This window comes from Streptomyces sp. TLI_185 (genome assembly GCF_003814765.1).
Classification (GTDB): Bacteria; Actinomycetota; Actinomycetes; order Streptomycetales; family Streptomycetaceae; genus Streptomyces.
In genome coordinates, this window is record NZ_RKRB01000001.1 from 6,885,152 (window position 1) to 6,910,103 (window position 24,952).

Below are 24,952 nucleotides of genomic sequence, written 5' to 3' on the forward strand. Positions count from 1 at the left end.
AAACCCCGGCCCGCGCGGGCCGGGGTTTTCTTGTGCCACCTCTTTGAGCGATCGCTCAAAGAGGTGTACTTTCATGGTCGAGCTGTTTGAGCATTCGCTCAAACAGTGGACTGACCTGGGGGATTCATATGACGCACTCGGGGCTCTACATAGAGGCGCGGATCCGCACCGACCTCGACCAACTGTGGTCACGCACGCAGGACCCGTCCCAGCACCAGCGCTGGGACCTCCGTTTCACCGAGATCCACCACCTCCCGCACGCGGAGGGCGGACCGCAGCGCTTCCGGTACGCCACAAAGGTGCTGCCCTTCCTCACGGTCGCCGGCACCGGAGTCTCGGCGGGCGAGCGGGAGCGTCCCGACGGAACCCGGACGTCCGCGCTCCGTTTCGCCTCGCCGCATCCGCTCTCGCTGCTGGCCGAGGGCAGCGGGTACTGGCGCTACATCCCCGACGGAGACGGCGTCCGCTTCCTCACCGGCTACGACTACCGGCCCCGCTGGGGCGGCTTCGGCGCACTCGCCGACCGGTTCCTCTTCCGCCCGCTGATGGGCTGGGCGACGGCCTGGTCCTTCGACCGGCTCCGGCTGTGGCTGGAGCGCGGGATCACTCCGGAGCGGGCGCGGACGAACTGGCTCGTCGAACTGCTGGTGCGGATCCTGGTGATCGCCCTCGCCGGCACGGGCTTCGGTTACGGCAACCTGCTGCAGCTGACCGGACCGTTCGCCCCGCTGTTCTTCTACGCCATGCCCTTGCTGGCGGTGGTCGCCCTGTCGCTGGCTCTCCTCGCACCGCCGCTGTCCGCCACCCCGGCCGCTCGCCGCTGTCTGCGGACGCCGCCCACGCGCGTGCGTGCGCCGCGGGTTCTGCGCACTCTGGAGAACCACCGATGACGGCGAACTCCACGGACTCCACGGACTCCACGGACTCCACGGACTCGACGGACTCGACGGACTCGACGGACTCGATTTTCCGCACGGTCATGGGTGCGGACTTCGACCGCCTCCACCCCCAGCTGCAGCGCCGCTTCTCCGTCGGTCTGGCGAGCGGGGAGGCGTGCACCGGCCGCGGCGTGATGGACCGTATCTGGCACGGCGGATCCTTTGTGAAGCCCTTTCTCGCGCTCGGCACCACGCGCAACATCCTCGTCCCGAGGCCGGGCCGTCAGGTTCCCTTTGTGATCGAGAATGTGCCGTACGTCGACACCTTCGGGCGTGAGACGGTGACCTTCGTGCGCACCTTCGACCTGCCCGGACGTTCCCGGCGTTTCGACGCCCAGATGGTGCTGAGCCCGCGCGGGGACCGCATCCTGGACTACCTCGGGACCCACCAGCACCTCGCCAGCGACCTGTACTTCCGTGCCGAGCCCGACGGGTCGCTGCTGATCCGCTCCGGCGAACACCGGTTCCGGGAGGGGGTGGTGGACGTGCGGGTGCCGGAGCTGGTCGGAGCGAGCGCCGAGGTGCGGGAGTCGTTCGACGACGTGGCCGGGCGGTTCCGTATCCGGGTCCGGGTGGTGAACAGGTACTTCGGGCCGCTGTTCGGCTACGAGGGGTCCTTCGAGGCGACGTACACGGACATCCGGGCCTGTGGGGTGCGGCCCGGGCTGCGGCCCGTGCGCGAGGAGCGGCGCGCGTGAGTCCCGAGACGGCGAAGTCCCAGGAGACCAAGGCCAAACTCCTCGAGGGGGCGTTGCGGACGCTCACCGAGCAGGGGATCGCGAAGGTGTCGGCCCGTACGATCGCGACGGCGGCGGGAGTGAACCAGGCGCTGGTCTTCTACCACTTCGGCTCGGTGGACGAACTGCTCGCGGCGGCCTGCCGGTACGGGGCGGAGCAGTCGGTGGCGCGGTATCGCGAACGGTTCGCCGCGGTGACGTCGCTGTCCGAACTGCTCGCCGTGGGGCGGGAGATGCACGAGGCGGAGCGTGCCGGGGGGCATGTCGCGCTGCTCGGCCAGCTGTTGGCGGGGGCGCAGACGCACGCGACGCTGGGGCCGGCGACTGCTGCGGGGCTCGATCTGTGGATCGTGGAGATCGAGCAGGTGCTGGGGAGGGTGCTGGCGGATACGCCGCTGGGGGAGTTTGCGGATCCGGTGGGGCTGGCTCGGGCTGTGGCGGCGGCGTTTGTGGGGATCGAGTTGTACGAGGGGGTGGATGCGGTGGGGGCTTCTGCGGCGTTGGATGCGCTGGAGCAACTGGGGGCTGTGGTGGCGGTGTTGGAGGAGCTCGGGCCGGTGGCTCAGCGGGCTGTGCGGCATCGGTTGCGGCGGGTGGGGCGGGGGTGAGGGGTGTGGGCGGCGGGGGTTTTCTCGCCCCCGCCGCCCCTACCCGTCCCGTCCCGGGGCGCTGCCCCGGAGCCCCGCTGGGGGCTCTGCCCCCAGGCCCCCGCTCGGCCTGAACGGCCTCGTCCTCAAACGCCGGACGGGCTGAAAGACCGATCCCCGGCCGGCGAAGATCAGCGCCCCGTCGGCGGGAGTCGCCCAGCCCGCCGAGAGTCGCCCCAGTCGGGCGGGAGTCGCTGCTTCTGCGGGAGTCGCCGCAGTCCGGCGGGAGTTGCCGTTGTCCGACGGGAGTCGCCCAGTACGCCGAGAGTCGCTGCTTCCGGCAGGAGTCGCCGTTGTCCGACGGGAGTCGCCCCGCCCGTCGAGAGTCGCTGCTTCCGGCGGGAGATGCCGTTGTCCGACGGGAGTCGCCCCGCCCGTCGAGAGTCGCTGCTTCTGGCGGGAGCCGCCCTTGTCTGGCGGGAGTCGCTTCCTTCCCAGCGGGAGTCTCTCCCTTCCGGCGGGAGGTCCCCTTCCGGGGGGAGGTCCCCTTCCGGGGGGAGGTCTCCTTCCGGCGGTAGGTCCCCCTCTGGCGGGAGCCCCCTTCCTGGCGGGAGGTGCCGCTTTCGTCGTGGGTGTCGTTCCTTCGGTGGGGCGCGAGGGCGGGGTGCGGGGGGTGCCCTCGGCCCACCCGGCTGGACGCCCCCAGGTCGCCATGGCCCCGAAAGTCCACTTTTGTATGGAGTGATCGGTGATCGGTATTCGTCTCCCGATCACACCTCACTCACTGGAGGGCGCCGTGCAGTCGGAGGGCTACGCATACGACACCCACAGCCGACTGGCCGGACCTCTCACGGAGCCGAGCGACGCGTCGTCGTACCAGGTGCAGTACACCTCGCTGCTCTCCAGTGAGCCGCGCCGAATACACGCTGTCCTGCTGATGACCCTTGCCCCGGTGCTCACCGGCACGCTGCTCGTGTACCTCGTCTGGCCGACCCACTGGGTGGAGCGTGACGGCGGGGAGAGCTGGCTGGTCGGGCTCGATGTCTCGATGCTCATATCCATCGGGCTCATCGAGCTGTTCATGGTGGTCAATGTCGCCTCCGTCGCGCATGCCACGCTGGTGGCCCGTGACCCCGTTCCGGTCGTCCCCGAAGCCGGTACCCGCGTCGCTTTTCTCACCACGTACGTCCCTGGCAAGGAACCCCTCTCGATGGTCCGCGCCACCCTCGAGGGAGCCGTCCGGATCACCCACACAGGGCCCGGCAGCGTCCTCGACGTATGGCTCCTCGACGAGGGTGACGACGAGCAGGCGAAGGCCCTGTGCGCGGAGCTCGGGGTCCGGCACTTCACCCGGCGTGGCGTTGCGGAGTGGAACCAGGCCGGCGGTGTGCACAAGGCCCTGACCAAGCACGGCAACTACAACGCCTGGATCGCCGTGCACGGCGACGCGTACGACTTCTTCGCCTCCGTCGACACGGACCACGTCCCGCGCCCCAACTTTCTTGAAAGGATGATGGGGTACTTCCGGGATCCCGATGTCGCCTTCGTGGTCGGGCCCCAGGTGTACGGGAACTATGCCGACCATCCCGTCACCAAGGCCGCCGAGTCGCAGCAGTTCCTCTTTCATGCGCTGATCCAGCGTGCCGGGAACCGGTATCGCTCGCCCATGTTCGTCGGTACGAACAATGTGGTGCGGATCGCCGCCGTGAAGCAGATAGGCGGGCTGTACGACTCGATCACCGAGGACATGGCCACCGGTTTCGAGATACACCAGCGGCGCAATCCCGTCACCGGCAACCACTGGCGGTCCGTGTACACACCGGACGTACTCGCCGTCGGAGAGGGGCCCGCCTCCTGGACCGACTTCTTCACGCAGCAGATGCGCTGGTCGCGGGGGACCTACGAAACGCTGTTCAAGCAGTACGGGAGAGCGCTGTTCAGGATGCCCCCGGGGCGGCTGTTCTCGTACACCCTGATGCTCGTCTACTACCCGATGACGGCCGTCAACTGGCTTCTGGGCATCCTCAGTTGTGTTCTCTTCCTCTGGTTCGGGGCCTCGGGCACGCAGGTGGCCTCCTCGGTGTGGCTGATGCTCTACAGCGATGCCGCCGCTCTGCAGATCGGGCTGTATCTGTGGAACCGTCGGCACAACATCTCGCCCCATGAGCCGGAGGGGTCCGGCGGTCTCGCCGGCATGGCCATGTCGGCCCTGGCCGCCCCGATCTACCTCAAGTCCTTCGGTGAGGCGCTCGTCCGCCGGCCCAGCAGGTTCGTCGTGACCCCCAAGGGCGCGGACGCCAGTGCCGACCGGCTGCTCACCTTCCGTATCCACCTCTTCTGGGCGATCCTCCTCGCGGTCTCCCTGGCCGCCTCGGTCGTCCTGGACCACACCCATGCGGCCATGCGCACCTGGGCGGTCCTGGCCATGGCCATCGCCCTCGCGCCGGTCGCGGTGTGGTGCTCCACGCTTCTCAAGGAGCGGCGGAAGCGGCAGGCACCGCATCGGACCACTCGTGCCGTCGACGGCACGGAGCCCGCCCTCGCCACCAGCGGCGCGGGCTCCCCGGTCTCCGGAACCACGACAGGAGGCAGCTAGCGCCATGGCCCGGAACGCTGAGAACAAGTACCGGAAGAGTTCCAGGAACAGGACGACCAGGAGGACCGTCCTCGGGGTCGGGGGCATCATGGTCCTGGCCGGGCTCAACGCCCCTGCCGCGGTCGAGTTCGCCGGCGAGGAGTACCACGAGTACAAGATCGCCCAGCCCGAGTACCAGGCGAAGTACGGCTCCTGGCGGCGGGTCGACATCCCCGCGAAGTACCGCACCAACGCCATCCATGCGGCGCTCCTGCACACCGGCAAGGTGCTGATCGTCGCCGGGTCGGGCAACGAGCAGAAGAAATTCAATGCCGGGTCCTTCGACACGGTCCTGTGGGACCCGAAGGCGAACACCTTCAAGAAGATCCCCACCCCCGCCGACTTCTTCTGCTCCGGCCACACCCAGCTCCCGGACGGGCGGCTCCTCGTGGCGGGCGGCACGGCCCGCTACGAACTGCTCGACGGCGAGGTCAAACGGGCCGGCGGCGGTATGCGGATCAAGAACGAGAACCCCCTGAAGCCGGTCTTCCTGAAGAAGGGCACCCGCTTCCGCTCGCCCGCGGGCGTCGAGTACGTCAGCAGGTTCGACGTCACCGTCCCGAAGGCCAAGCCCGCAGCCGCACCCGCGGCCGGCGCCGGCGGCGCGGTGCGGCCCGGGCAGGCCCCGGCCCCGGCTCCGGCGCCGGTGGTGGCGGGCGAGGCCCGCGTCTTCGTCGAGGCCGTCGACGCCGGTCCGATGTCCGTGACCGAGAAGCAGGCGCAGTACGACATCGTCGGGCTGACCGGCAAGGACGCGGCCAACACCTACGGGCTGAGCGAGAAGATCACCCTCGACAAGCAGGACTTCCAGGGGATCCGGGCCGCCTACGAGTTCGATCCCGTGGCCGAGCGGTACGTGCCCGTCGACCCGATGCAGAAGGCCCGCTGGTATCCGACGCTGGTCGGACTCGACGACGGGCGGGTGCTCGCGGTCTCCGGGCTGGACGACGTCGGCATGATCGATCCCGGGGACAACGAGATCTACGACCCGAGGACCAAGAAGTGGTCGCCCGGCCCGAAGCGGTACTTCCCCACGTACCCCGCACTCTTCCTGACCAAGGGCGGCAAGCTCTTCTACACGTCCTCCAACGCCGGTTACGGGCCCGCCGACCAGGGGCGGGAACCGGGGCTGTGGGACCTGAGGAGCAACACCTTCCGGAAGGTGCCGGGGCTGCGCGACCCCGACGAGACGGAGACCTCCTCCTCCCTGCTGCTGCCGCCCGCGCAGGACCAGAAGGTGATGATCCTGGGCGGCGGAGGCGTCGGCGAGTCCAGAAGGTCGACCCCGCGCACGGCCGTCGTCGATCTGAAGCAGGACAACCCGGTCTTCAAGGACGGGCCCGACCTCCCCCAGGGCACGCGGTACCTGAACAGCGTGATCATGCCCGACGACTCGGTGTTCACCACCAACGGCTCCGAGGACTACCGCGGCCGCAGCGCCAGCAACATCTTCAAGGCCCAGTTCTACGACCCGAAGAGCAACGCCTTCCACGAGGCGGCCGCGCCCACCGTCGGCCGCAACTACCACTCCGAGGCCCTGCTGCTGCCCGACGGCCGGGTCGCCACCTTCGGCTCCGACCCGCTCTTCGACGACCAGCAGAACACCAAGCTCGGCCACTTCGAGCAGCGCATGGAGGTCTTCACACCGCCCGCGCTGCATCGCAACGGCAAGAACCGCCCCGTACTGGAGGGCGGCCCGCGAGAGCTCGGCAAGGACCGCCGCGCGACCTACCGCACCGACCACCCCGAACGGGTGGCGAAGGCCCGGCTCATGCGGCCCAGCGCGGTCACCCACACCACCGACGTCGAGCAGCGCTCCATCGAGCTCGGCCTGACCAAGGACGCGCACTCGGTGACGGTCTCCGTACCGGACGACCGGGCCCTGGTGCCGCCCGGCTGGTACATGCTGTTCGTGACGGACGCGCAGGGCACGCCGTCCGAGGCCAGGTGGATCCAGGTGAAGTGACCCGCCTCGCTGACCCGCCCCGCTGATCCGGCCCGATGCCCGACTCGGCTGCTACGGCTTGGAGTTGCGTGCCAGCTCCAGGGCGTACTCCGGCCACCACTTCCCCGCGGCCGGCCCGCTCCCGCACGTCCCGTCGGACTCCCCGGGCCGCTTGATCCACAGGTAGGCGTCGAGGGTGGGGTCGCCGGTGTCGGTCGTCGGGCGGGTGCCCAGCGCGCGGCCGGGCGGGTTGCACCAGGCGCCGGACAGGGGGCCGTTGCCGTTGCGGCTGGTGTCGATGACGAAGTGCTTGCCGCCGAGGTCGGCGGAGAGCTCGAGGCCGTACGCCTTGGTGAGCTCGTCCGTCTGGAAGTTGGAGACGTTGAGGGAGAAGCCGTCGGCCTTCTCGATGCCGGCCTGCTTCAGCGGGTCGACCAGCTTCCACGGATCTCGGATCCAGGCCGGGTTGCCCGCGTCCAGGTACACCTTGGTGTTCGGCTGCTGCTTCAGGCGGACCACCGCCTCGTTCAGCAGCTGCTCGCGCTCGTCGTGGTAGCCGGCCGGTGTGCAGCCGTCCACGATGTGGGCGACCGCGTCCGGTTCGAGGACGACCAGGGCCTTGCCGTCCCCGAGAGCGTCCGCGAACCTGCCGATCCACTCCCGGTAGGCGTCCGCGTCGGCTGCCCCGCCCGCGGAGTGCTGGCCGCAGTCGCGGTGCGGGATGTCGTATGCCACGAAGAGCGCCGTGCGGTTCTCCTCGGCCGCGGACTCGACGGCCGCCTTCACGATGGGGCCCGGGTCGATCTCGCCGGCCGGCCACAGTGCCTCCGGTTCGTCCGCGATCCGCTTGAGCAGGTGCGCGTCCTGGGCACGGCCCGCCCGTCGCCACTCCTTGATCTGCTTGGCGGCCGGGCTGTCCGGGTCGACCCAGAAGTCCAGGGCGCCGGCGCGGGCCGCCTTCTTCGCGGCGCGGCCCGCCGCGGCGGCCGTGTCGATGTCGGACGCGGACGAGCAGCCCGCCGCAAGCCCGAGGACCGCGACAGCCGCGAGGATGTGGATCAGCCGGGACATGCTGCTCCCTGGGGCGAAGGTGACATTTACTGATGATTCGTCAGTAATCGTTGCACAAGGGATTTGAGGCTGCAGGGTTCGACATGGCAGCCGCGCGACCGGTCAGGCGTCCGACGACACCAGCGCGATGCCCAGCGGCGTGCGCTCGTACAGCACCTGATGGCCGTACCGCCGTGCCGTGAGGAGGCCGGCGTCCCGCAGCAGCGTCAGGTGCGCGGAGACGGAGGACGGGGCCAGGCCGAGGCGGTGGGCGAGGGCGCTGGTGGTGGCGGGTTCGTCGAGCGCGGCGAGCACGGCCGCCCGCCCGCGCCCGAGGAGCCGTACGAGAACGTCCGGGGCGCGATCGGCGGGCTCGGCCCACAGGCCGCCGATGCCGCGCGCCGGGTAGGCCAGGGTGGGCTGCCACGGGGGATCGAAGGTGCTGACCACGTCCGGCCAGATGAAGACGCTCGGCATCAGGACCAGGCCCTGCCCGCCGAGCCGCCGCTCGTGCCGGCCCTTGAACTCGACGGTGAGCGTGCCGGCCTGCCAGCCGAACCGCCGGTTGATCTCCGGCAGTAGTCCGCCGAGCCCGACCTCGGCCAGCCGCCGCGAGTGGAAGGTGACGTCGGCCTCCAGGAGGGTGCGCAGCCGGGGCCAGTCCGGGGCGATGAGGGCGCGCCAGGCCTCCTCCATCGCGTCCGACAGTTCCTCGATCATGCGGACGGGGTCCTGCAGCCACTTTTGGGCCCGAGGGGAGTCGAGGGCGCCCGGGGTGTCTGCAAGGGACATCGCGGTGTCCGCGCGTGCCGCCTCCGGGTCGCTCGCCCGTACGGCCGCGATCTCCTCCTCGAAGGTGGCGGCAGGGCCGATCGGGGGCGGGCAGAGCCAGTCGGGGCAGTGACCGCGCCGGGGCATCAGCAGCCACAGGGCGGTGAGGTCGAGCCCGGCCGCCACCCGGCCCGTACGGCGCAGCCAGTGGGCGTGGTAGCCCTGCCGCTCGGGCCGCTTGAGCATCCGTACGACCTCTTGGGCCTCCCACAGCGGGGACACGGCGAAGCGGCACCGGAGGAAGTCGTCCTCCCCGAAGTGCAGCCGTGACGGCACGGGCCTCCCTCGGCATTCGGGTGACATCGACATTCGGGTGACGTCGACATTCGGCTGCTGCCGATTCTCTAGGATGCCCCACCCCGGCCGAGGACGCTGCTGCCCATGCCACCAGACGAGCCCGAGGGCACCACGACCCTGCCCGCACCAGCTCAGGCCCCTCCCGCCGGTCACGGCCGCTATTCCGACGTGTTCGCCGTCCGCGAGTTCCGTGCCGTCTTCGCGACGCACGCGCTCTCCCTGCTCGGTGTGATCGTCAGCGAGATCGCGCTGTCCGTCCTCGTCTACGACCTCACCGGCTCGCCCCTGATGAGCGCGCTCACCTTCGCGCTGGGCTTTCTGCCGTACGTCGTGGGCGGAACCCTCCTCGCGGGGGTCGCCGACCGCTTCCCGCCCCGGCGGGTGCTGGTGGTGTGTGACATGGCACAGGCGGCGTGCGTGGCGCTGATGGTGGCGGCCGGCCCGCACATCGCCGTCCTGCTCGCCCTGCGCTGCTGCGTCGCCCTCGTCTCACCGGTGTTCCAGGGGACCAGGATGGCGACGCTCGCCGACATCCTCGGCGACGGCGACCTGTTCGTGCTGGGCCGCTCCCTGCTGCGGATCGTGTCGCAGAGCGCGCTGCTCGTCGGGTTCGGCCTGGGCGGACTGCTCCTGATCGCCGTGACCCCGCGCCACGCCCTCCTGATCACCGTGGCCGGCTTCTGCGCCTCCGCCGCCCTCCTGCGCTTCGGCACCCGGCGCAGACCCGCTCGCACCCCGGCGGGGAACGCCCTGGTCAAGGACTCCCTCAAGGGCGCCCGCCAGCTCCTCGCCGACCGTCGCGTACGCGCCCTGCTCCTCCTCTTCTGGGTGCCGCCCATGTTCGCCGTGGCGCCGGAGGCACTGGCGGCCCCCTATGCCGACGAACTGGCCGCCGGTTCGGTCGGCCTCGGCCTCCTGATGTGCGCGCTGCCGGTGGGCACGATCGCCGGCGAGCTGTACGCGGGCTCCCGCCTGCGCCCCGCGACCCGCGAACGCATCGCCCTTCCCCTGGTCGCCGTCACCCTTCTCCCGTACCTCGGCTACGTCCTGCACCCCGGCCTCGCCCCCTCCCTGCTCCTGCTCCTGCTCTCGGGGGCGGGCTCGGCGTACACGCTGGGCCTGGACCAGTGGTTCGTGCGGGCCGTGCCCGAGGAACTGCGCGGACGGGCCATGACCCTCCTCACCGCCGGGCTGATGACGATCCAGGGGGTGGGGATGGCGCTGGCGGGAGTCGTCGCGGAGTTCGCCGGGGTGCCGGCCACGGTCGCGGGGGCCGGAGCGCTGGGCGCGGTGTGCTGCGCGGTGCTCGCTCTGGAAGCCCGGCGGACCGAAAGGCGAGACGGGGCTGACCACCATGTGACCGGCCGGTAAGGTCGGTTCCGTGTCAAAGCCGCTCAGTCTTCCCTTCGATCCGATCGCCCGCGCCGACGAGCTCTGGAAGCAGCGCTGGGGAAACGTGCCGTCCATGGCGGCCATCACCTCGATCATGCGCGCGCACCAGATCCTGCTCGCCGAGGTCGACGCTGTGGTCAAGCCCTACGGACTGACTTTCGCGCGGTACGAGGCGCTGGTGCTGCTCACCTTCTCCAAGGAGGGCGAGCTGACGATGTCGAAGATCGGCGAGCGGCTCATGGTGCACCCCACCTCGGTGACGAACACCGTCGACCGCCTGGTCAAGTCGGGTCTGGTGGCCAAGCGCCCCAACCCCAACGACGGGCGCGGCACCCTCGCCTCCATCACCGACAAGGGCCGCGAGGTCGTAGAGGCGGCCACCCGCGACCTGATGGCGATGGACTTCGGCCTCGGTGCGTACGACGCCGAGGAGTGCGCGGAGATCTTCGCGATGCTGCGACCGCTGCGGGTGGCGGCGAGCGACTTCGCCGAGGACTGACCCGGCCCAAGATCTCCCGGAACGGGCGGTTACGCTCGACGCCATGAAGAAGAGCGTGCTGACCCGCTACCGCGTCATGGCCTACGTCACCGGTGTGCTGCTGGTCCTGCTGTGCCTGAGCATGATCGCCAAGTACGGCCTGGACGTCGACGGTGCCGCGGACTTCACCCGCGTCGTCGCCATCGCGCACGGCTGGCTCTACGTGGTCTACCTGATCTTCGCCTTCGACCTGGGCTCCAAGGCGAAGTGGCCGGTCGGCAAGCAGCTGTGGGTGCTGCTCGCCGGCACGATCCCGACGGCCGCCTTCTTCGTCGAGCGGAAGATCAGCCACGAGCTGGAGGCGAAGTTCGCCGAGGGCTCGCCCGTGGTCGCCAAGGCGTAGCGGCCACCGCAGGCATGAATCGGGGTGTGTACCCGGCGGGAGGCCCGCTGGGTACACACCCTTGCTCTACACCTGGCGGCTGCTCTACACCTGGCGGCCCCCTCGCCGGCTGACCGACGTGATGGCCGCCAGGCCGCCGTTGGCCAGTCCCTTGTAGGTCACCGTCCGCGACGGGCCCAGCTCGTGCGCGAGCCGCTGCGCCAGCGCCGAGCCTTCACGGAAGAGCCGCTCCCACTCGGCGTCGTTCTTGCCGTCCTCCCGGTCCCGCAGTTCCAGGTTGAGCGTGTCGTCGATGCCCTTGGCCCACGTGTACAGATCGGCGACGAGGCCGTCGGACAGGTCCAGCGCGGCGGCAGGATCGTCGGGGAAGAAGTCCCCGAAGCCGTCGGAGCGCAGCGGACCGTACTTGAACTCGCCCTCGACCGTGATGTCCACGGGATGCGGCGGGGCGCCGTGGCTGTCGCGTTCCCAGTGGAGACGGTCGCAGCCCCAGCACACCCACTTCACCGTGCGACGGCGTTCTTCCCAGTAGCGGACCGCCCAGGACGGGCCGAGGTGCCGGGCCAGGCGCTGTGTCGCCGTCAGGCCCCGCTCGTCGTGCGGAGGGCCGGACAGGGACCAGGAGCGCAGGGTGTCCAGGAGGTCCGCGGGCAGGGCGAGAGCGGTGTCCTCCAGCGGTAGGCCGACGGTGAACGAATCGGGATCCTCGTCCCACGGGCCGCCTGCGGGCTCGTACAGGGGGGACGGCTCGCCCCGGGCCTGCACGAGCAGATGGCGTGGTCCATCAGGCGTCATACGGCACAAGGTAGGGCATTTCTGAGAGGGCGCCGACCGTTTCGGATCGGACGGCCGCCCTCTGGCTGCTCTCGACATTTACTAGGACGTCCAAGTAAATTCGAGGGTATGGACGCTGACGCCATCGAGGAGGGCCGCCGTCGCTGGCAGGCCCGGTACGACGCTTCGCGCAAGCGTGAGGCCGACTTCACCACGCTCTCCGGGGATCCCGTGGAGCCCGTGTACGGGCCCCGGCCAGGGGACACGTATGACGGCTTCGAGCGGATCGGGTGGCCGGGGGAGTACCCCTTCACGCGCGGGCTGTATCCGACCGGCTATCGGGGGCGTACATGGACCATCCGGCAGTTCGCCGGGTTCGGGAACGCCGAGCAGACCAACGAGCGCTACAAGAAGATCCTCGCCAACGGCGGGGGCGGTCTGTCCGTCGCCTTCGACATGCCGACCCTCATGGGGCGCGACTCGGACGACCCGCGCTCGCTCGGCGAGGTCGGGCACTGCGGGGTCGCCATCGACTCCGCCGCCGACATGGAGGTCCTGTTCAAGGACATCCCGCTGGGTGACGTGACGACGTCCATGACCATCAGTGGTCCGGCCGTCCCGGTCTTCTGCATGTACCTCGTGGCCGCCGAGCGGCAGGGTGTCGATCCGGGAGTGCTCAACGGCACGCTGCAGACCGACATCTTCAAGGAGTACATCGCCCAGAAGGAGTGGCTGTTCCAGCCGGAGCCCCATCTGCGTCTCATCGGCGACCTGATGGAGTACTGCGCGGCCGGGATCCCCGCCTACAAGCCGCTGTCCGTCTCCGGCTACCACATCCGCGAGGCCGGGGCGACGGCCGCACAGGAGCTGGCGTACACGCTGGCGGACGGCTTCGGGTACGTCGAACTGGGCCTGTCCCGCGGGCTCGACGTGGACGTGTTCGCGCCCGGGCTGTCCTTCTTCTTCGACGCGCACGTCGACTTCTTCGAGGAGATCGCCAAGTTCCGCGCGGCACGGCGCATTTGGGCGCGCTGGATGCGGGACGTGTACGGGGCGAAGTCCGAGAAGGCGCAGTGGCTGCGCTTCCACACGCAGACCGCCGGTGTCTCCCTGACCGCCCAGCAGCCGTACAACAACGTTGTGCGTACGGCCGTGGAGGCGCTCGCGGCGGTGCTCGGCGGGACCAACTCGCTGCACACCAACGCGCTGGACGAGACCCTCGCGCTGCCGAGCGAGCAGGCGGCGGAGATCGCGCTGCGCACGCAGCAGGTGCTGATGGAGGAGACCGGGGTCGCCAACGTGGCCGATCCGCTGGGCGGTTCGTGGTTCGTCGAGCAGCTGACGGACCGGATCGAGGCGGAGGCGGAGAAGATCTTCGAGCAGATCAGGGAGCGGGGGCTGCGGGCGCATCCCGACGGCCGGCACCCCATCGGTCCGATCACCTCCGGGATTCTGCGAGGGATCGAGGACGGCTGGTTCACGGGCGAGATCGCCGAGTCGGCGTTCCGGTACCAGCAGGCCCTGGAGAAGGGTGACAAGCGGGTCGTCGGCGTGAACGTCCACCACGGGTCCGTCACCGGGGACCTGGAGATCCTGCGGGTCAGTCATGAGGTGGAGCGGGAGCAGGTGCGGGTGCTGGGCGGCCGGAGGGCCGCGCGGGACGAGGCCGGGGCGAGGGCGGCCCTGGATGCCATGCTCGCCGCCGCCCGCTCGGGCGCCAACATGATCGAGCCGATGCTGGACGCCGTACGCGCAGAAGCGACCCTCGGTGAGATCTGCGGGGTGCTGCGGGACGAGTGGGGGGTGTACACCGAGCCGGCGGGGTTCTGACGGCCGGCAGCGGAGAAGGGTTTACGAAAAGGGGAAGGGTTTATGAAAATGTGACCTGCCTCCTTTCCTGCGATCGTTCCCGTGCATAGCATCGGCTCGTCGAGTCCGCCGATGCTCAGGGGAACTGACGGTGCGTAGGTTTTTCAGACCCAGAGTGGTACGGGCCGCCGTCGCGGTCGCGGCGGCCGTGCTGCCGTGCGCCGCGCTCGTCCCGGTCGCGTCCGCGCATTCCGTCGCGCCGCCGGCGAACCCGGTGGCACAAAGGCTGGACGCCTACTGGAACCCGGCCCGGCTGACAGCCGCGCTGCCCGTCGACACCGGCCTGGACAGGGACTCCCTCTACTCCACCGCCCCGGACACCGGCGCCGCCGCCTCCTCCTCGGTGGACGGCCCCATGCCCGGCGAGTTCATCCCGCCCAGCCACAGCTTCGACGGCATGCCCCAGACCGGCACCTTCTTCTGGACCGACGTCGGCGGCACCGGGCGCACCTGCAGCGGCTCCGTGGTGCGCAGTCCGGGCCACGACCTGGTGCTGAGCGCGGGCCACTGTCTGAGGGGGTACTCCGGCACCTCTCCGCGCCGCAATCTGGCCTTCGTGCCGCAGTACCACGACGGACTCAAGCCGTTCGGCGTGTTCCCGGTCCGGGTCAACGGCGTCTACGTCCCGCAGCAGTACTACGACCTGAAGGAGCACGCCGGCGCCCAGTACGACTACGGCTTCGCCGTCACCGAGCCCAACCAGGACGGCAAGCAGGTGCAGGACGCAGCCGGCGCGGTGCAGTTGCTCACCGACACCGGGTACCACCACGCCCCGGTGCGGATGATCGGCTACCCGGGAGGCGCGGACAAGCCGCTGGAGTGCTGGAGCCGCACCACCCGCTACGACAGCGACGACCCCGACGAGCCCGGCAGCTATCCGCGCATCGCCTGTGACGCGTTCGTGGGCGGCACCAGTGGCGGACCGATGCTGGTGCCGTGGAAGGGCGGCTGGGCGGTGGTAGGCGTCATCGGCGGCTACCACACCGGCGGTTACACCTCGCAGATCTCCTACAGCGCCTACTTCGGCAAGAGCGTCGGTCAGCTCTACGGCGACGCGGTCACCGGCGCCCCGCCGGCCCGCCCAGCGTCGTAGACCTCCTGGAAGCGGGGGCGGCTACGGCTCCGGGGTGCCCGCTCCCAGGCCGCCGAGGAGCAGTGCGGTGAAGTCGCGTACCCACTCCTCGTCGGCGGCGCGGCCGCTCACCAGGGTGCGGTGGACCACGGCGCCCGCGACCACGTCGAAGATGAGGTCGACCGTGCGGACGGCCTCCTCGGGGTCGGTCTCGGGGGGCAGTTCGCCGCGGGTCTGGGCACGGGCGCGGCCCTCCAGGACCAGTCTCTTCTGGCGTTCCACGATCGAGGAGCGGATGCGCTCGCGCAGGGCGTCGTCGCGGGTCGACTCGGCGATCACCGCCATCAGGCCGCTCGCCGCCTCCGGGCGGGCCAGGATCGCCGCGAACTGCAGGACCACGCCCTCGATGTCGGCGGCCAGGCTGCCGCGCTCGGGGAGGACCAGTTCGTCGAAGAGCTCGGCCACCGCGTCGACGACGAGCTCGTTCTTGCCGGACCAGCGGCGGTAGAGCGTGGTTTTTGCAACCCGCGCCCGCATCGCGACGTCTCCCAGGGTGAGCTTCGACCAGCCCAGCTCCACCAGGGCCTCCCGGGTGGCCGCGAGGATCGCGGCGTCCGCCTCGGCGCTGCGCGGGCGTCCCGAGGCGCGGGTGGCGGGAGTGCGGCTCTGCATCCCACGACCATAACCGGCGGTTCCTGTGAGGCCGTGAGGGAGATCACCAGGGGGTGGTTTTCCGGAGGCACTCGGTGCCATTACGCTACGACTCGTAGCGAAAGCTCGTGAGTGACTCCATGGGCGACGACCACTGGCATGGGGTGGGGACCCCGCGTCGAACAGAACGCAACAGGACCGGCTTTCTCAACGCTTTTCACTCATGCGCGGGAACGGGGGAGGATAGACGCATGCAGCCACGGAACATGTCCATGAGCGGAGTCGTCGACCTCGCCGCGGTGAAGGCGGCCCAGGAGGCCAAGACGAAGGCGGAGCAGGCGCGCGCCGAAGCGGCCCGCCAGGGCGGCGGCCCGGGAGCCGTCTCCCCGGCCGATCTCGTCATCGACGTCGACGAGGCCGGGTTCGAGCGCGAGGTCCTGCAGCGGTCCACCGAGGTGCCCGTCGTCATCGACTTCTGGGCCGAGTGGTGCGAGCCCTGCAAGCAGCTGAGCCCCGTCCTGGAGCGACTCGCCGTCGAGTACAACGGGCGTTTCCTCCTTGCCAAGGTCGACGTCGACGCCAACCAGATGCTGATGCAGCAGTTCGGGATCCAGGGGATCCCGGCCGTCTTCGCCGTGGTGGCGGGGCAGGCGCTGCCGCTCTTCCAGGGGGCCGCCGGCGAACAGCAGATCCGCCAGACCCTCGACCAGCTCGTGCAGGTGGCCGAGCAGCGCTTCGGCCTGACCGGCCTGACCGTTGACCCCGACGCCGAGCCGGGCGGCAGCCAGGCCGCGCCCGAGGCTCAGCCTGCCGGACCCTACGACGCGCTGCTCGAGGCGGCCGTACGGGCCCTGGACTCGGGGGACTTCGGCGGTGCGGTGCAGGCGTACAAGAACGTGCTGAGCGAGGACCCGGGCAACCCGGAGGCCAAACTGGGCCTCGCCCAGGCCGAGTTGCTGCAGCGCGTGGGCGGACTCGACCCGCAGCGGGTGCGCAAGGATGCCGCCGAGAAGCCGGCCGACCCCGAGGCCCAGATCGCCGCGGCCGATCTGGATCTGGTCGGCGGTCATGTGGAGGACGCATTCGGGCGGCTCATCGCCACGATCCAGCGCACGGCGGGTGACGACCGGGACACGGTACGTCTGCGACTGCTGGAGCTCTTTGAGGTCGTTGGGGCGGATGATCCGAGGGTGGCGGCGGCCCGCAGGGCGCTCGCGCGGGCACTGTTCTGAGCAGGGCGGCGGCCCGGTTCTGACCAGTCGCTAAACACCAGGGCATGTGATGCCCGAGTGAAAGATTTGCCGAAGGAACGTCAGTGCGGCCGCGCTTTACCAAAACTTGGTAAACGCGGCCGCTGTTACTGCAAGTAAGTTCTGGGCGTCGATCTGTCGGATTCTGTCCAATGATCAATAGTTTTATCCCTCCCCTTGACAGCACCCTCTGTCGCCGCCCGAGACCTGTGGGTCGTCCTTCGGTTATCCGGCCGTTACTACCCAGTAACGAAGCCCCTTGTGCGGGCGGCGAGAATGCACCACGATCGGCGACGCTCGGTCCTTTCCCGTACCCCGACAGCCGGTTGGGTTGCGGGAGTTCCTGGGTCCCCACCGAGCAGAGCCTGCGCCCCTGGCGCCGGCTCTTGGGCAGGGGGGTCTTCGCCGGCTCGGCGAAGCCTGTCCAGCAAGGTTGTGCGTGATGTGTGTCAGGCGCGACCAGTGGTTGTCGCTCGGGGGTGATCGCCGGTGATCGGTGCGCGGTTTGCGCCTCCGAGTGCGGGCGCTCTCCTTCCCGAGGACGTAGCACTTCTCCCATCCCTGCCCGGCTGAGCCGCCGACAGGCAGCAGTCAGGGCCAGGAGATGTACGTCCGAGAAGGAGGAAATATGGAGTCCCAGGTGCGTGGCGGGACCAGATGGAAGCGGTTCGCTGTGGTCATGGTGCCCAGCGTCGCCGCTACGGCCGCGATAGGTGTCGCCCTCGCGCAGGGCGCTCTCGCCGCGTCGTTCAGCGTGTCGGGTCAGCAGTTCAAGGTCTCGGCCGACTCGCTGGAAGGTGATGGCTTCGAGCAGTACGGTGCCGTCGACGCGGGCTACACGCTCGAAGGCAAGTCGACGGTTCGTCCGGTGGCGGTCTCGGCGTTCAACTCCGCGAAGATCACCAACCTGTGCCAGTCAGTGGTCACGCCGAACGTCCCGATCTTCGGGAAGGTCAGCCTGATCCTGAGGGCGGGCGACCCGCGCACCGGCGCCAAAGAGGTCGAGGCCGACAAGCTGTACATCGACCTCGATGACCTGAGTGCCGACGCGACTTTCAGCGACATCAACATCGGTGTCGCCGCCAAGTCCGCGACCAAGGGTCCGGGTATCGCGGAGAACGACAAGACGAACCCGAACGGATTCGCGCAAGAGGCCAGGCATGCCTCGCTGACCGGTGTGAAGCAGACGGCGTGGGCCACCACGGCCGGAACCTTCAAGCTCAGCGGACTGAGGATGTCGATCTCGACGGATGCCAAGGAGTGCTACTAAGCACTCCGTGACGGGCGGGGGAGCCGATGGCGCCCCCGCCCGTCCACCTTCCATCACATTCTTCACACGTACTGCAACTCACCACCACAGCACCATCACCACAGCAAAGCCGCACCAGGGAGCTGTTTTCCATGAGCGCCGAGACTCCTGCCGTACCCGCCGGCCAGTTCAGTCGCCGGAGGGCGCAGTTCCGCGCCTGGCGGGGCACCCGGCCGTTCTGGGCCGGTCTGTTCGTCATGCTCGGCGGACTCCCCATCGCCTACTTCCCGTACGCCCACCTGCAGGTGGGGCATCTGACACTGGCGATGTCCACCACCGCGGGGGCCGGGTCCCTGATCATCGGCGTGCTGCTGATCGTCCTGGGCTTCAGCCTCTGGTTCCAGAAGCACGTGCGTACCTTCGCGGGCGTCGCGGCGATTCTGCTGGGGCTGGTGTCGATTCCCGTGTCCAACCTCGGCGGCTTCCTGATGGGCTTCCTGCTCGCCCTGGTCGGCGGGGCGATGGCCGTGGCCTGGTCGCCGGGCGAGCCGCCGGCCGAGGCGGCGCAGGAGTACGCGCCGGGAGCGGGCGGCGCCCCTCAGGCGATGGACACGGACACCACGATCCTCAAGCCCGTGGTGGGCGAGCCGAACGATCTGTCAGGAACGAGCCCGGCGAACGGGGCGAACGGGAGGCACAGTGCCGGCTGACGAGGTGACCCACGGGACTGATGTGGACGAGTCCCGTGTGAGAACCGGGCCGCGCCATGCGGCCCCCAGGAAGCCGCTGTTCACCAGGTTCCACATGCCGGCGGGCAAGGCGATAGCCACGGTGGCGATGCCCACGGCAGTCCTCATGGGAATGGGGTTCACGTCGTCGCTCGCGCTCGCCGCCAGCAGTGGCACCCCGTCGCCGTCGTCGAAGAGCCTGACCGCGGACGAGTACAAGGACTGTGTGACCGCGCTGGGCGACGACGCTTCGGCCTCGCCGTCGCCGTCCGCCTCGGCAAGCTCCGGTGACACGACCGACAAGGCGACGCCCTCGCCCTCGTCCTCCGCGGGCACGTCCAAGGACTCCTCGGACTCGGGCAAGACCTCTTCGTCGGATTCAGGTTCCGGCGACAAGGCCACGCCCACGCCGTCCCCCTCGGACAGCTCGAGCAAGGACACGTCGAGCAGCGACACCGCCACGCCGAGCCCCTCGGCGTCCGCGAGCAGCGGTGGCGGCCTGCTGGGCGACCTGGGCGACGCGATCACCGGCATCTTCACCGGCGGCAGCGACAGTTCGACGTCGAGCGCGAGCCCGACGCCCACGCCGTCCGCCTCGGCGAGCACGAGCACGAGCACGGACTCGTCGTCCTCGGACACAAGCGCCTCGGACACCCTCAAGGACACGACCAAGAAGGTCACCGACACGGTGAACAACACCGTGAAGGACACGACCGACAAGGCGACCAAGACGGTCGAGGAGGCCACCAAGGCGGCCCAGAAGGCGGCCGATTCGGCCACCTCTGCCAGCCCCTCGCCGAGCTCGTCCACGGATGCGGAGAACTGCCCGGCCGCCACGGACGACACGGGCGGCGTCGACAACAAGGTGCCGGTGGCGGACGACCCCTGGTACCTGAACGCCAGCTCGCTGACGCTGAAGGGTGCCGACTACCAGGGCATCGTCAAGGTGAGGACGGCCAACGGCACCATCAAGAGGGTGCTGAAGTACGTCATCTCCGGCGGCACCGACATCGGCGACCTGCACCAGACGGTCAAGGACCACGACATCAACAAGACCTACCACGTGCAGGCCGGGCGGGGTACGACGTCCAAGATCACCGGCGGCCCGACGACGATGTACACGGAGTCCATCTCCGGGAACCTGCTCGGTCTGATCCCGCTCACGTTCACCCCGGACAGCCCGCCTCCGCTGAACCTCCCGGAGATCTACTTCACCAACGTGAAGGTCGTCCAGGCCGCTCAGTTCGGTGGCACCCTGCACGTGCCCGGTATGCACGTCTACACGACCGACGGAACCGGCTGAGCGCCGTCACAGACCCGTTCGGGAGCCGCAAAAGACTGTGCCCCCGCCAGGCGTTGACCCGGCGGGGGCACAGTTGTGCCGGTCCTGCCGTGCGACGCGGGCCCCTCAGTCGAATTCAAAAGCGATCCAGGGTTTCGTAAAATCTTTCTCGATGCCATGATGATCGCGTCCCCTGGGGAGGGGCGCGGGGGCGCGTGTTGACCACACGCGATACAGACGGGGATCTCTTCATTTCCTGACTTTCTCGCATGGCGGGTCCGAAACGGCATGACCACCGGCCGGGCACCGCCGACGCTTTGGTGTGCCTTCTTCCCGCGCGGACGAGACCGACCATTCGGACTGACCATCCAGGCAGGCAGACGTGCGAACGACACGAAGAAGACCCCACAGACCTTTCCCGAGAGGGCGTGCACGAAGGAAGTTCGCGGCAGTCGCGCTGGTGACCGCGACGGCCGTGCTCGGCGGTCTCGTCTCCACGGCCCCCGCGGCCGCCGACGAACCGGGGGACAACCCAGCCAATCCGCACGAACGCACCCTCCGCATCAGCCTCGGCGCCCAGGCCCGCAAGGACCGATGCCAGGTGGCGCGGGCCGTGCACTTCGGCGGGCCCGAGATGAAGACGTACGCGGCGACCAAACTCGCCGGCACCGACGCCGACCTGCGCACGATCGTGGCGAACTGGACGTTCGGCGAACTCGGCGATGCCCACCGGCGGGACAAGGACGCGAGCCTGGCCGACCTGCAGACCTACCGGGACCGCCAGGACAAGCTGAACGCCGCCAACAAGCCCTATGCCGCGGTGAACTCCTCCGGCGGGCGAGACTACTTCGCGCCCGACTTCGGCAAGGACATCGTCGCCTTCACCCTCGGCCCCCAGCAGGACCTGTACGACAGGACGTGGGAGAACCCGACACCGAGGCCCGGCCAGGCCTCGTTGAACCAGGCCAAGAAGGTGCTCGACGCGTTCGACACCGGCGGCGACGAGTGGGCTGCCGCGTACAAGGACGTCGCCGGTAAGGAACTGCTCGACACGAGCAACCTGGGCTACTCCTCGGCCAACGACGTCGCGACCTTCCTGCGCTTCGGTGGCTTTCCGACCAAGGCCCCCGAGCCGGACTCGCTGGAGTTCCGTACCGAGGTCGAGGCGCTGAAGACGGCCTGGGCGGCCTGTGACAGCAACAACCCGATCGACCACTACCGGGTGCTGACCGGGCCGGTCGTGCAGGCGTACTCGGAGTGGGAGGCGGAGTATTCCGGCCAGTCCGAGCAGCGCAAGGCGATCGTCGGCGCCGAGGCCGCTGCGGCGAAGGAGACCCGGGCCGCCACTGCGGCGATGATCGAGGCGGTACGGCAGGCGTGGCAGGCGGACCAGATCCTGTACTGGCAGAAGTACTGGGCCGCGCACAAGGACTCCATCGACTACCCGACGAAGGCCGAGTTCACCAAGGCCACGACGGACCTGAACGCGGCGAAGTCCAAGGCCGCGGCCCAGGTGGCGGTGGCGGACGCGGCGGCCGGCCGGGCCAAGACGGCCGCGGACACCGCGGGAACCCAGCAGACCAAGGCGTGGGCGATCGCCGACGCCGCGAAGCTGCCGCGCGGCCGGGGCCTGCTGTACGCGCAGCAGTCGGTGCAGGTCGCCAAGGCCTCGGCCGCGGCAACCCAGGCGGCGGCGAAGGCCACGCTGACGGCGTCGAACGCGGCGAAGGCCACGGTGGCCGACTCCCAGACCCTGCTGGCGCTGGCGAAGACCCAGGCGCACGCACTGAACACGGAGTTCCGCAAGACGGCGGCGCTGGAGGCGAAGGCGCAGGCCAAGGCGGCAGCCGACTCCGCGGCCAAGTTGGCCACCGAGGCCGCGGCCAACGCCACCACCGCGAAGAACGCCCGTGCGACCGCCGAGAAGGCGGAGCAGACGGCCAAGGACCAGGCCGCCGAGGCAAAGCGGCAGCGCGGCATCGCGGAGGCCGAGAAGGCCACCGCCGAGCGCGAGCGCGACACCGCTGCGAGTGAGCGTGCCAAGGCCAGTGCCGCCGAGGAGCGGGCGCGGGGCGAGGCGGACAAGGCCAGGACGGCCCGTACGGACGCGGAGACCGCGGGTTCGACGGCGGCGGAGAAGCTGGCGGCGGCGGAGGGTGCCGAACTGCGCGCCTACAAGGCCCGCAACGAGGCGGTCAAGGCCGAGCACGAGAAGAACGCCACCGCTTCCCGGGCGGCCGCGCTGGAATCCGCCGCCGCTGCTGCCGAGGGCACCGCGGCCGCGGCCGAGACCCGGCAGGCGGCCACGGAGGCACGTTCCGCCGCCACCGAAGCGGCGGGCGCGGCGACCCGGGCCCGTACCGCGGCGAACGAGGCGACCACGGCGGCGGTCAACGCCCGCGCGGCGGCGACCCGTGCGCAGGGCGCGGCCGAGCGTTCCCGGTCCGCCGCCGAGGCGGCCCAGGCCGCGTACGCGAAGACGCACGCGGCAGCCGCCACCGCGCATGCCGCGGCAGCCGAGGCCATCGACGCGGCCGCGGCCGCGAAGGACAACGCCAAGAAGGCGGATGCCGAGGCCAAGAAGGCCCAGGCGGCGGCGGTCACCGCGCGCAAGGAGGCCACCGCGGCGGTGGCCGAGGCGGCGAAGACGGCCGCGTGGTCGGCCAAGACCGCCGGGTACGCCCTCGCCACGGCCCAGTACGCCCAGGCATCCCGGGACGCCGCGACCGCGGTGACCAAGGCGGCCGACGAGGCGATCACCATCGGCTCCCCGTACCGCGAGAGCGACACCTCGGCGGCGTACGCGGTGCTGATCGGGCAGACCTCCAAGACGCTCGCGGAGCAGCAGGCCACCGCGGCCAAGGCCAAGTCGGACGAGGCGAAGAAGGCGGCGGCACAGGCCAAGGCGCTCGCCGAGAAGGCCGCCGGCGACGCGAAGATCGCCCTCCAGGCGGCGGCCGACGCCGCGGACTTCGCGGTCCAGGCGGTCAACTCCGCCGCTGCGGCCAACGCTTCCGCCACCGCCGCCGCGACGGACGCGGCAGCTGCGAGGAAGGCCGACGCGAACGCCCAGAAGTACGACCAGCAGGCGGGCACCGACGCTTTCTACGCGAACTTCGCCGCGAACGAGGCCGAATCGGCGGCGGCCCAGGCCGACCGCGACGCCACGGAGGCCGAGAGGGACGCCGCAGGTGCCCGCTCCGCGGCTACTACGGCCGAGTCCGACTCAGCCGCGGCCGGCCGGGCCGCCACCCAGGCCGAGTCCGACGCCGTCAAGGCCGAGAAGGCGGCGTCCAACGCGGACAACTCGGCGAAGGAGGCGGACGCGGCCGCCACCCGCGCCGAGGAGGAGGAGAGGGAGCGGGAACGGAAGGCCGCCCAGGCCTTGCTGGAGGAGAACGGCTCCGGCGCCGGTTCCGATCTCACGGCCGATGAGGAGTCGCTGCTCCTGGACGGCTGCGGACCGGAGTGCGTCGAGGAGTTCCGGGAGGCCAGAGCACTCGCCGGGCAGGGAGTGCTGGACTGGATCAAGGCCAACGGCGCCGAGATCATCCTCGAGTACATCGGCGTGAACGACATCAAGCGGTGCTTCACCGAGGGCGATGTCGAAAGCTGCCTGTGGACCCTGGTGGACGCTGTCGGTGTGGCGATTCCCGTCACGAAGTTCCCCGCGGTGGCGAAGGCACTCGTACGCATCGGCACGCGCGTCACCGGCTTCCTGGAGAAGTCGGTGACGGCCAAGCGGACGCTCGAGAAGATGCGGGCCCTCATCAAGGACATCCGCGAGGGGAAGGTGAAGACCTGTCCGGTCAAGCCCAAGGTTCTGGCGGCGCCGTCCGCCAAGGGCCTGATCGTGGGGGCTGCCTCCGCACCGGCTGCGGAGGGCTCGGACTTCCCGGGGGTCGGTACGATCGTGAACCAGGACGGAGTGAAGATCCAGATCTACTCGAACGACCACGCACCGCCGCACGCGCACGTGAAGGGCAAGGGCGCGGAGGTCCGGATCGGCCAGAACGGCAAGCCGTTGGCCGGTGACCCGGAACTGACCAGGCACCAGCAGTCCGTGGTCACCGAGAACATCCGTACGATCAGGGAGAACATCCGAGTCGCCATGGAAAGGTTCAAGGCGCGTGGCTGCTGATCCCTCCCCGGCTCTGGGCGAGGCGCTGCGGCACCTCGCCCGGGCTGTCGGCCGATACGAGGACGATGCCTCGTACGCCGACGGTCACGACCGCTGGGCCCTCTACCGTGCGGCGATGGACACCCCCGCCGCACTGCCGTTCCTGTTCGACGCGGTGTCCCTGGAGCCGGACGGCCCTCTGGCATCCGGAGTCGTCGGGGACGTACTGGAACGCGTTCCGGGGGACGAGCGCGAGCGATGGGTAGGGATCCTCCCGCCGGCGGTGCGCGGCTTCTCGGCCCGACGGGCGCGGGACCTCGGGGTCCTGGAATCGCTTGAGCAGGGCGCCGTGCCGGCAGCGGCCGTCGACGATCTCATCGACGGCTGGTCCGACTGGCTTCAAGGGAGAGCGGTCGGAGCGACCGCCGACCAGGATGTCCTGCGTGTCGTCTCCCGAAAAGGCCGGACCAAGAGGATCAGGCAGGCTGCCGTGGATGCCCTCCGGCACCGCTGAGCGCACAAGGAAGAGGGCGCCCCCTGTCGCAGAGGGCGCCCTCAGTGCCGTACAACCGCCTTTACGGGCCGGTGGCTTGGAGCCGCTGAGCCGGGGCCCCGGCGGGAGGGGGTGCCTTCCGCCGGGGCTCGGTGGGGCGGGTACCTGAGG

General features: G+C 70.0%; 20 protein-coding genes. 16 read left to right on the top strand and 4 right to left on the bottom strand.

Annotated features, from left to right (window positions below):
• Positions 1 to 128: 128 nt before the first annotated feature.
• The 5 genes from EDD92_RS31950 (at position 129) to EDD92_RS31970 (ending at position 6,863) form a co-directional block, all read left to right on the top strand.
• A complete protein-coding gene (locus EDD92_RS31950; protein ID WP_123967525.1) occupies positions 129 to 890 on the top strand; it encodes a hypothetical protein in 762 nt (253 codons plus the stop codon).
• 89 nt (positions 891 to 979) lie between these two features.
• Complete coding sequence (locus EDD92_RS31955) at positions 980 to 1,636, top strand: DUF4166 domain-containing protein (RefSeq protein WP_123970642.1); 657 nt, start codon at positions 980 to 982, stop codon at positions 1,634 to 1,636.
• On the top strand, positions 1,633 to 2,283 hold the full coding sequence (locus EDD92_RS31960; protein ID WP_123967526.1) for a TetR/AcrR family transcriptional regulator: 651 nt from the start codon (positions 1,633 to 1,635) through the stop codon (positions 2,281 to 2,283). The genes EDD92_RS31955 and EDD92_RS31960 overlap by 4 nt, the downstream gene beginning before the upstream one ends.
• A 775-nt stretch (positions 2,284 to 3,058) precedes the next feature.
• On the top strand, positions 3,059 to 4,858 hold the full coding sequence (locus EDD92_RS31965) for a glycosyltransferase family 2 protein (RefSeq protein ID WP_123970643.1): 1,800 nt from the start codon (positions 3,059 to 3,061) through the stop codon (positions 4,856 to 4,858).
• Positions 4,859 to 4,862: 4 nt separating this feature from the next.
• Positions 4,863 to 6,863 carry a kelch motif-containing protein gene (locus EDD92_RS31970; protein ID WP_123967527.1) on the top strand — a complete coding sequence of 667 codons (2,001 nt, stop codon included), beginning with the start codon at positions 4,863 to 4,865 and terminating at the stop codon, positions 6,861 to 6,863.
• 51 nt (positions 6,864 to 6,914) lie between these two features.
• Here the strand turns inward: EDD92_RS31970 and EDD92_RS31975 are convergent, their stop codons facing one another.
• A complete protein-coding gene (locus EDD92_RS31975; RefSeq protein WP_123967528.1) occupies positions 6,915 to 7,913 on the bottom strand; it encodes a glycoside hydrolase family 6 protein in 999 nt (332 codons plus the stop codon).
• A 102-nt stretch (positions 7,914 to 8,015) separates the two neighbouring features.
• Entirely contained in the window at positions 8,016 to 8,999 is a 984-nt protein-coding gene (locus EDD92_RS31980) for a DUF5937 family protein (RefSeq protein ID WP_123967529.1), read from the bottom strand.
• Positions 9,000 to 9,104: 105 nt separating this feature from the next.
• Here EDD92_RS31980 and EDD92_RS31985 point away from each other — a divergent pair, with 105 nt between their 5' ends.
• Genes EDD92_RS31985 through EDD92_RS31995 form a run of 3 tightly spaced genes read left to right on the top strand, consistent with a single transcriptional unit; the run spans position 9,105 to position 11,293 of the window.
• Positions 9,105 to 10,391, top strand: coding sequence for an MFS transporter (locus EDD92_RS31985; RefSeq protein WP_123967530.1), 1,287 nt, complete (start codon positions 9,105 to 9,107; stop codon positions 10,389 to 10,391).
• 10 nt (positions 10,392 to 10,401) lie between these two features.
• Positions 10,402 to 10,911 carry a MarR family winged helix-turn-helix transcriptional regulator gene (locus EDD92_RS31990; RefSeq protein ID WP_123967531.1) on the top strand — a complete coding sequence of 170 codons (510 nt, stop codon included), beginning with the start codon at positions 10,402 to 10,404 and terminating at the stop codon, positions 10,909 to 10,911.
• A gap of 43 nt (positions 10,912 to 10,954) precedes the next feature.
• Positions 10,955 to 11,293 carry a DUF3817 domain-containing protein gene (locus tag EDD92_RS31995; RefSeq protein WP_123967532.1) on the top strand — a complete coding sequence of 113 codons (339 nt, stop codon included), beginning with the start codon at positions 10,955 to 10,957 and terminating at the stop codon, positions 11,291 to 11,293.
• An 84-nt stretch (positions 11,294 to 11,377) separates the two neighbouring features.
• Here the strand turns inward: EDD92_RS31995 and EDD92_RS32000 are convergent, their stop codons facing one another.
• A complete protein-coding gene (locus EDD92_RS32000; protein ID WP_123967533.1) occupies positions 11,378 to 12,088 on the bottom strand; it encodes a hypothetical protein in 711 nt (236 codons plus the stop codon).
• A gap of 108 nt (positions 12,089 to 12,196) precedes the next feature.
• Between EDD92_RS32000 and EDD92_RS32005 the strand changes: the two genes are divergently transcribed.
• Positions 12,197 to 13,897 (top strand): methylmalonyl-CoA mutase, encoded by a 1,701-nt coding sequence (locus tag EDD92_RS32005; protein WP_123967534.1) that lies wholly within the window; start codon positions 12,197 to 12,199, stop codon positions 13,895 to 13,897.
• A 130-nt stretch (positions 13,898 to 14,027) separates the two neighbouring features.
• On the top strand, positions 14,028 to 15,029 hold the full coding sequence (locus EDD92_RS32010) for a serine protease (RefSeq protein ID WP_123967535.1): 1,002 nt from the start codon (positions 14,028 to 14,030) through the stop codon (positions 15,027 to 15,029).
• A 21-nt stretch (positions 15,030 to 15,050) separates the two neighbouring features.
• Here the strand turns inward: EDD92_RS32010 and EDD92_RS32015 are convergent, their stop codons facing one another.
• The gene (locus tag EDD92_RS32015; RefSeq protein WP_123967536.1) at positions 15,051 to 15,680 is read right to left on the bottom strand and encodes a TetR/AcrR family transcriptional regulator; all 630 of its coding nucleotides are present in this window, start codon (positions 15,678 to 15,680) and stop codon (positions 15,051 to 15,053) included.
• Between the two features lie 230 nt (positions 15,681 to 15,910).
• On the opposite strand from EDD92_RS32015, the gene EDD92_RS32020 reads away from it, so the two are divergent.
• The 6 genes from EDD92_RS32020 (at position 15,911) to EDD92_RS32050 (ending at position 24,802) form a co-directional block, all read left to right on the top strand.
• On the top strand, positions 15,911 to 16,891 hold the full coding sequence (locus EDD92_RS32020; RefSeq protein ID WP_123967537.1) for a tetratricopeptide repeat protein: 981 nt from the start codon (positions 15,911 to 15,913) through the stop codon (positions 16,889 to 16,891).
• A 646-nt stretch (positions 16,892 to 17,537) separates the two neighbouring features.
• On the top strand, positions 17,538 to 18,179 hold the full coding sequence (locus EDD92_RS32030) for a DUF6230 family protein (protein WP_123967538.1): 642 nt from the start codon (positions 17,538 to 17,540) through the stop codon (positions 18,177 to 18,179).
• Between the two features lie 131 nt (positions 18,180 to 18,310).
• On the top strand, positions 18,311 to 18,868 hold the full coding sequence (locus EDD92_RS32035; RefSeq protein ID WP_123967539.1) for a DUF6114 domain-containing protein: 558 nt from the start codon (positions 18,311 to 18,313) through the stop codon (positions 18,866 to 18,868).
• A complete protein-coding gene (locus EDD92_RS32040; RefSeq protein WP_123967540.1) occupies positions 18,858 to 20,189 on the top strand; it encodes a hypothetical protein in 1,332 nt (443 codons plus the stop codon). The genes EDD92_RS32035 and EDD92_RS32040 overlap by 11 nt, the downstream gene beginning before the upstream one ends.
• Before the next feature lie 439 nt (positions 20,190 to 20,628).
• On the top strand, positions 20,629 to 24,309 hold the full coding sequence (locus EDD92_RS32045) for a DUF4160 domain-containing protein (protein ID WP_123967541.1): 3,681 nt from the start codon (positions 20,629 to 20,631) through the stop codon (positions 24,307 to 24,309).
• On the top strand, positions 24,299 to 24,802 hold the full coding sequence (locus tag EDD92_RS32050; RefSeq protein WP_123967542.1) for a hypothetical protein: 504 nt from the start codon (positions 24,299 to 24,301) through the stop codon (positions 24,800 to 24,802). Before EDD92_RS32045 ends, EDD92_RS32050 begins: the two co-directional genes overlap by 11 nt.
• The last annotated feature ends 150 nt before the right edge of the window (positions 24,803 to 24,952 follow it).

Excerpts from the sequence above, each read along its gene's own strand:
- EDD92_RS32020 (WP_123967537.1), top strand. The coding sequence starts at position 15,911 with ATGCAGCCACGGAACATGTCCATGAGCGGAGTCGTCGACCTCGCCGCG.
- EDD92_RS32000 (WP_123967533.1), bottom strand. The coding sequence starts at position 12,088 with ATGACGCCTGATGGACCACGCCATCTGCTCGTGCAGGCCCGGGGCGAG.
- EDD92_RS32015 (WP_123967536.1), bottom strand. The coding sequence starts at position 15,680 with ATGCAGAGCCGCACTCCCGCCACCCGCGCCTCGGGACGCCCGCGCAGC.
- EDD92_RS32035 (WP_123967539.1), top strand. The coding sequence starts at position 18,311 with ATGAGCGCCGAGACTCCTGCCGTACCCGCCGGCCAGTTCAGTCGCCGG.
- EDD92_RS31955 (WP_123970642.1), top strand. The coding sequence starts at position 980 with ATGGGTGCGGACTTCGACCGCCTCCACCCCCAGCTGCAGCGCCGCTTC.
- EDD92_RS31995 (WP_123967532.1), top strand. The coding sequence starts at position 10,955 with ATGAAGAAGAGCGTGCTGACCCGCTACCGCGTCATGGCCTACGTCACC.
- EDD92_RS31950 (WP_123967525.1), top strand. The coding sequence starts at position 129 with ATGACGCACTCGGGGCTCTACATAGAGGCGCGGATCCGCACCGACCTC.
- EDD92_RS31970 (WP_123967527.1), top strand. The coding sequence starts at position 4,863 with ATGGCCCGGAACGCTGAGAACAAGTACCGGAAGAGTTCCAGGAACAGG.
- EDD92_RS32030 (WP_123967538.1), top strand. The coding sequence starts at position 17,538 with ATGGAGTCCCAGGTGCGTGGCGGGACCAGATGGAAGCGGTTCGCTGTG.
- EDD92_RS32005 (WP_123967534.1), top strand. The coding sequence starts at position 12,197 with ATGGACGCTGACGCCATCGAGGAGGGCCGCCGTCGCTGGCAGGCCCGG.
- EDD92_RS31985 (WP_123967530.1), top strand. The coding sequence starts at position 9,105 with ATGCCACCAGACGAGCCCGAGGGCACCACGACCCTGCCCGCACCAGCT.
- EDD92_RS31975 (WP_123967528.1), bottom strand. The coding sequence starts at position 7,913 with ATGTCCCGGCTGATCCACATCCTCGCGGCTGTCGCGGTCCTCGGGCTT.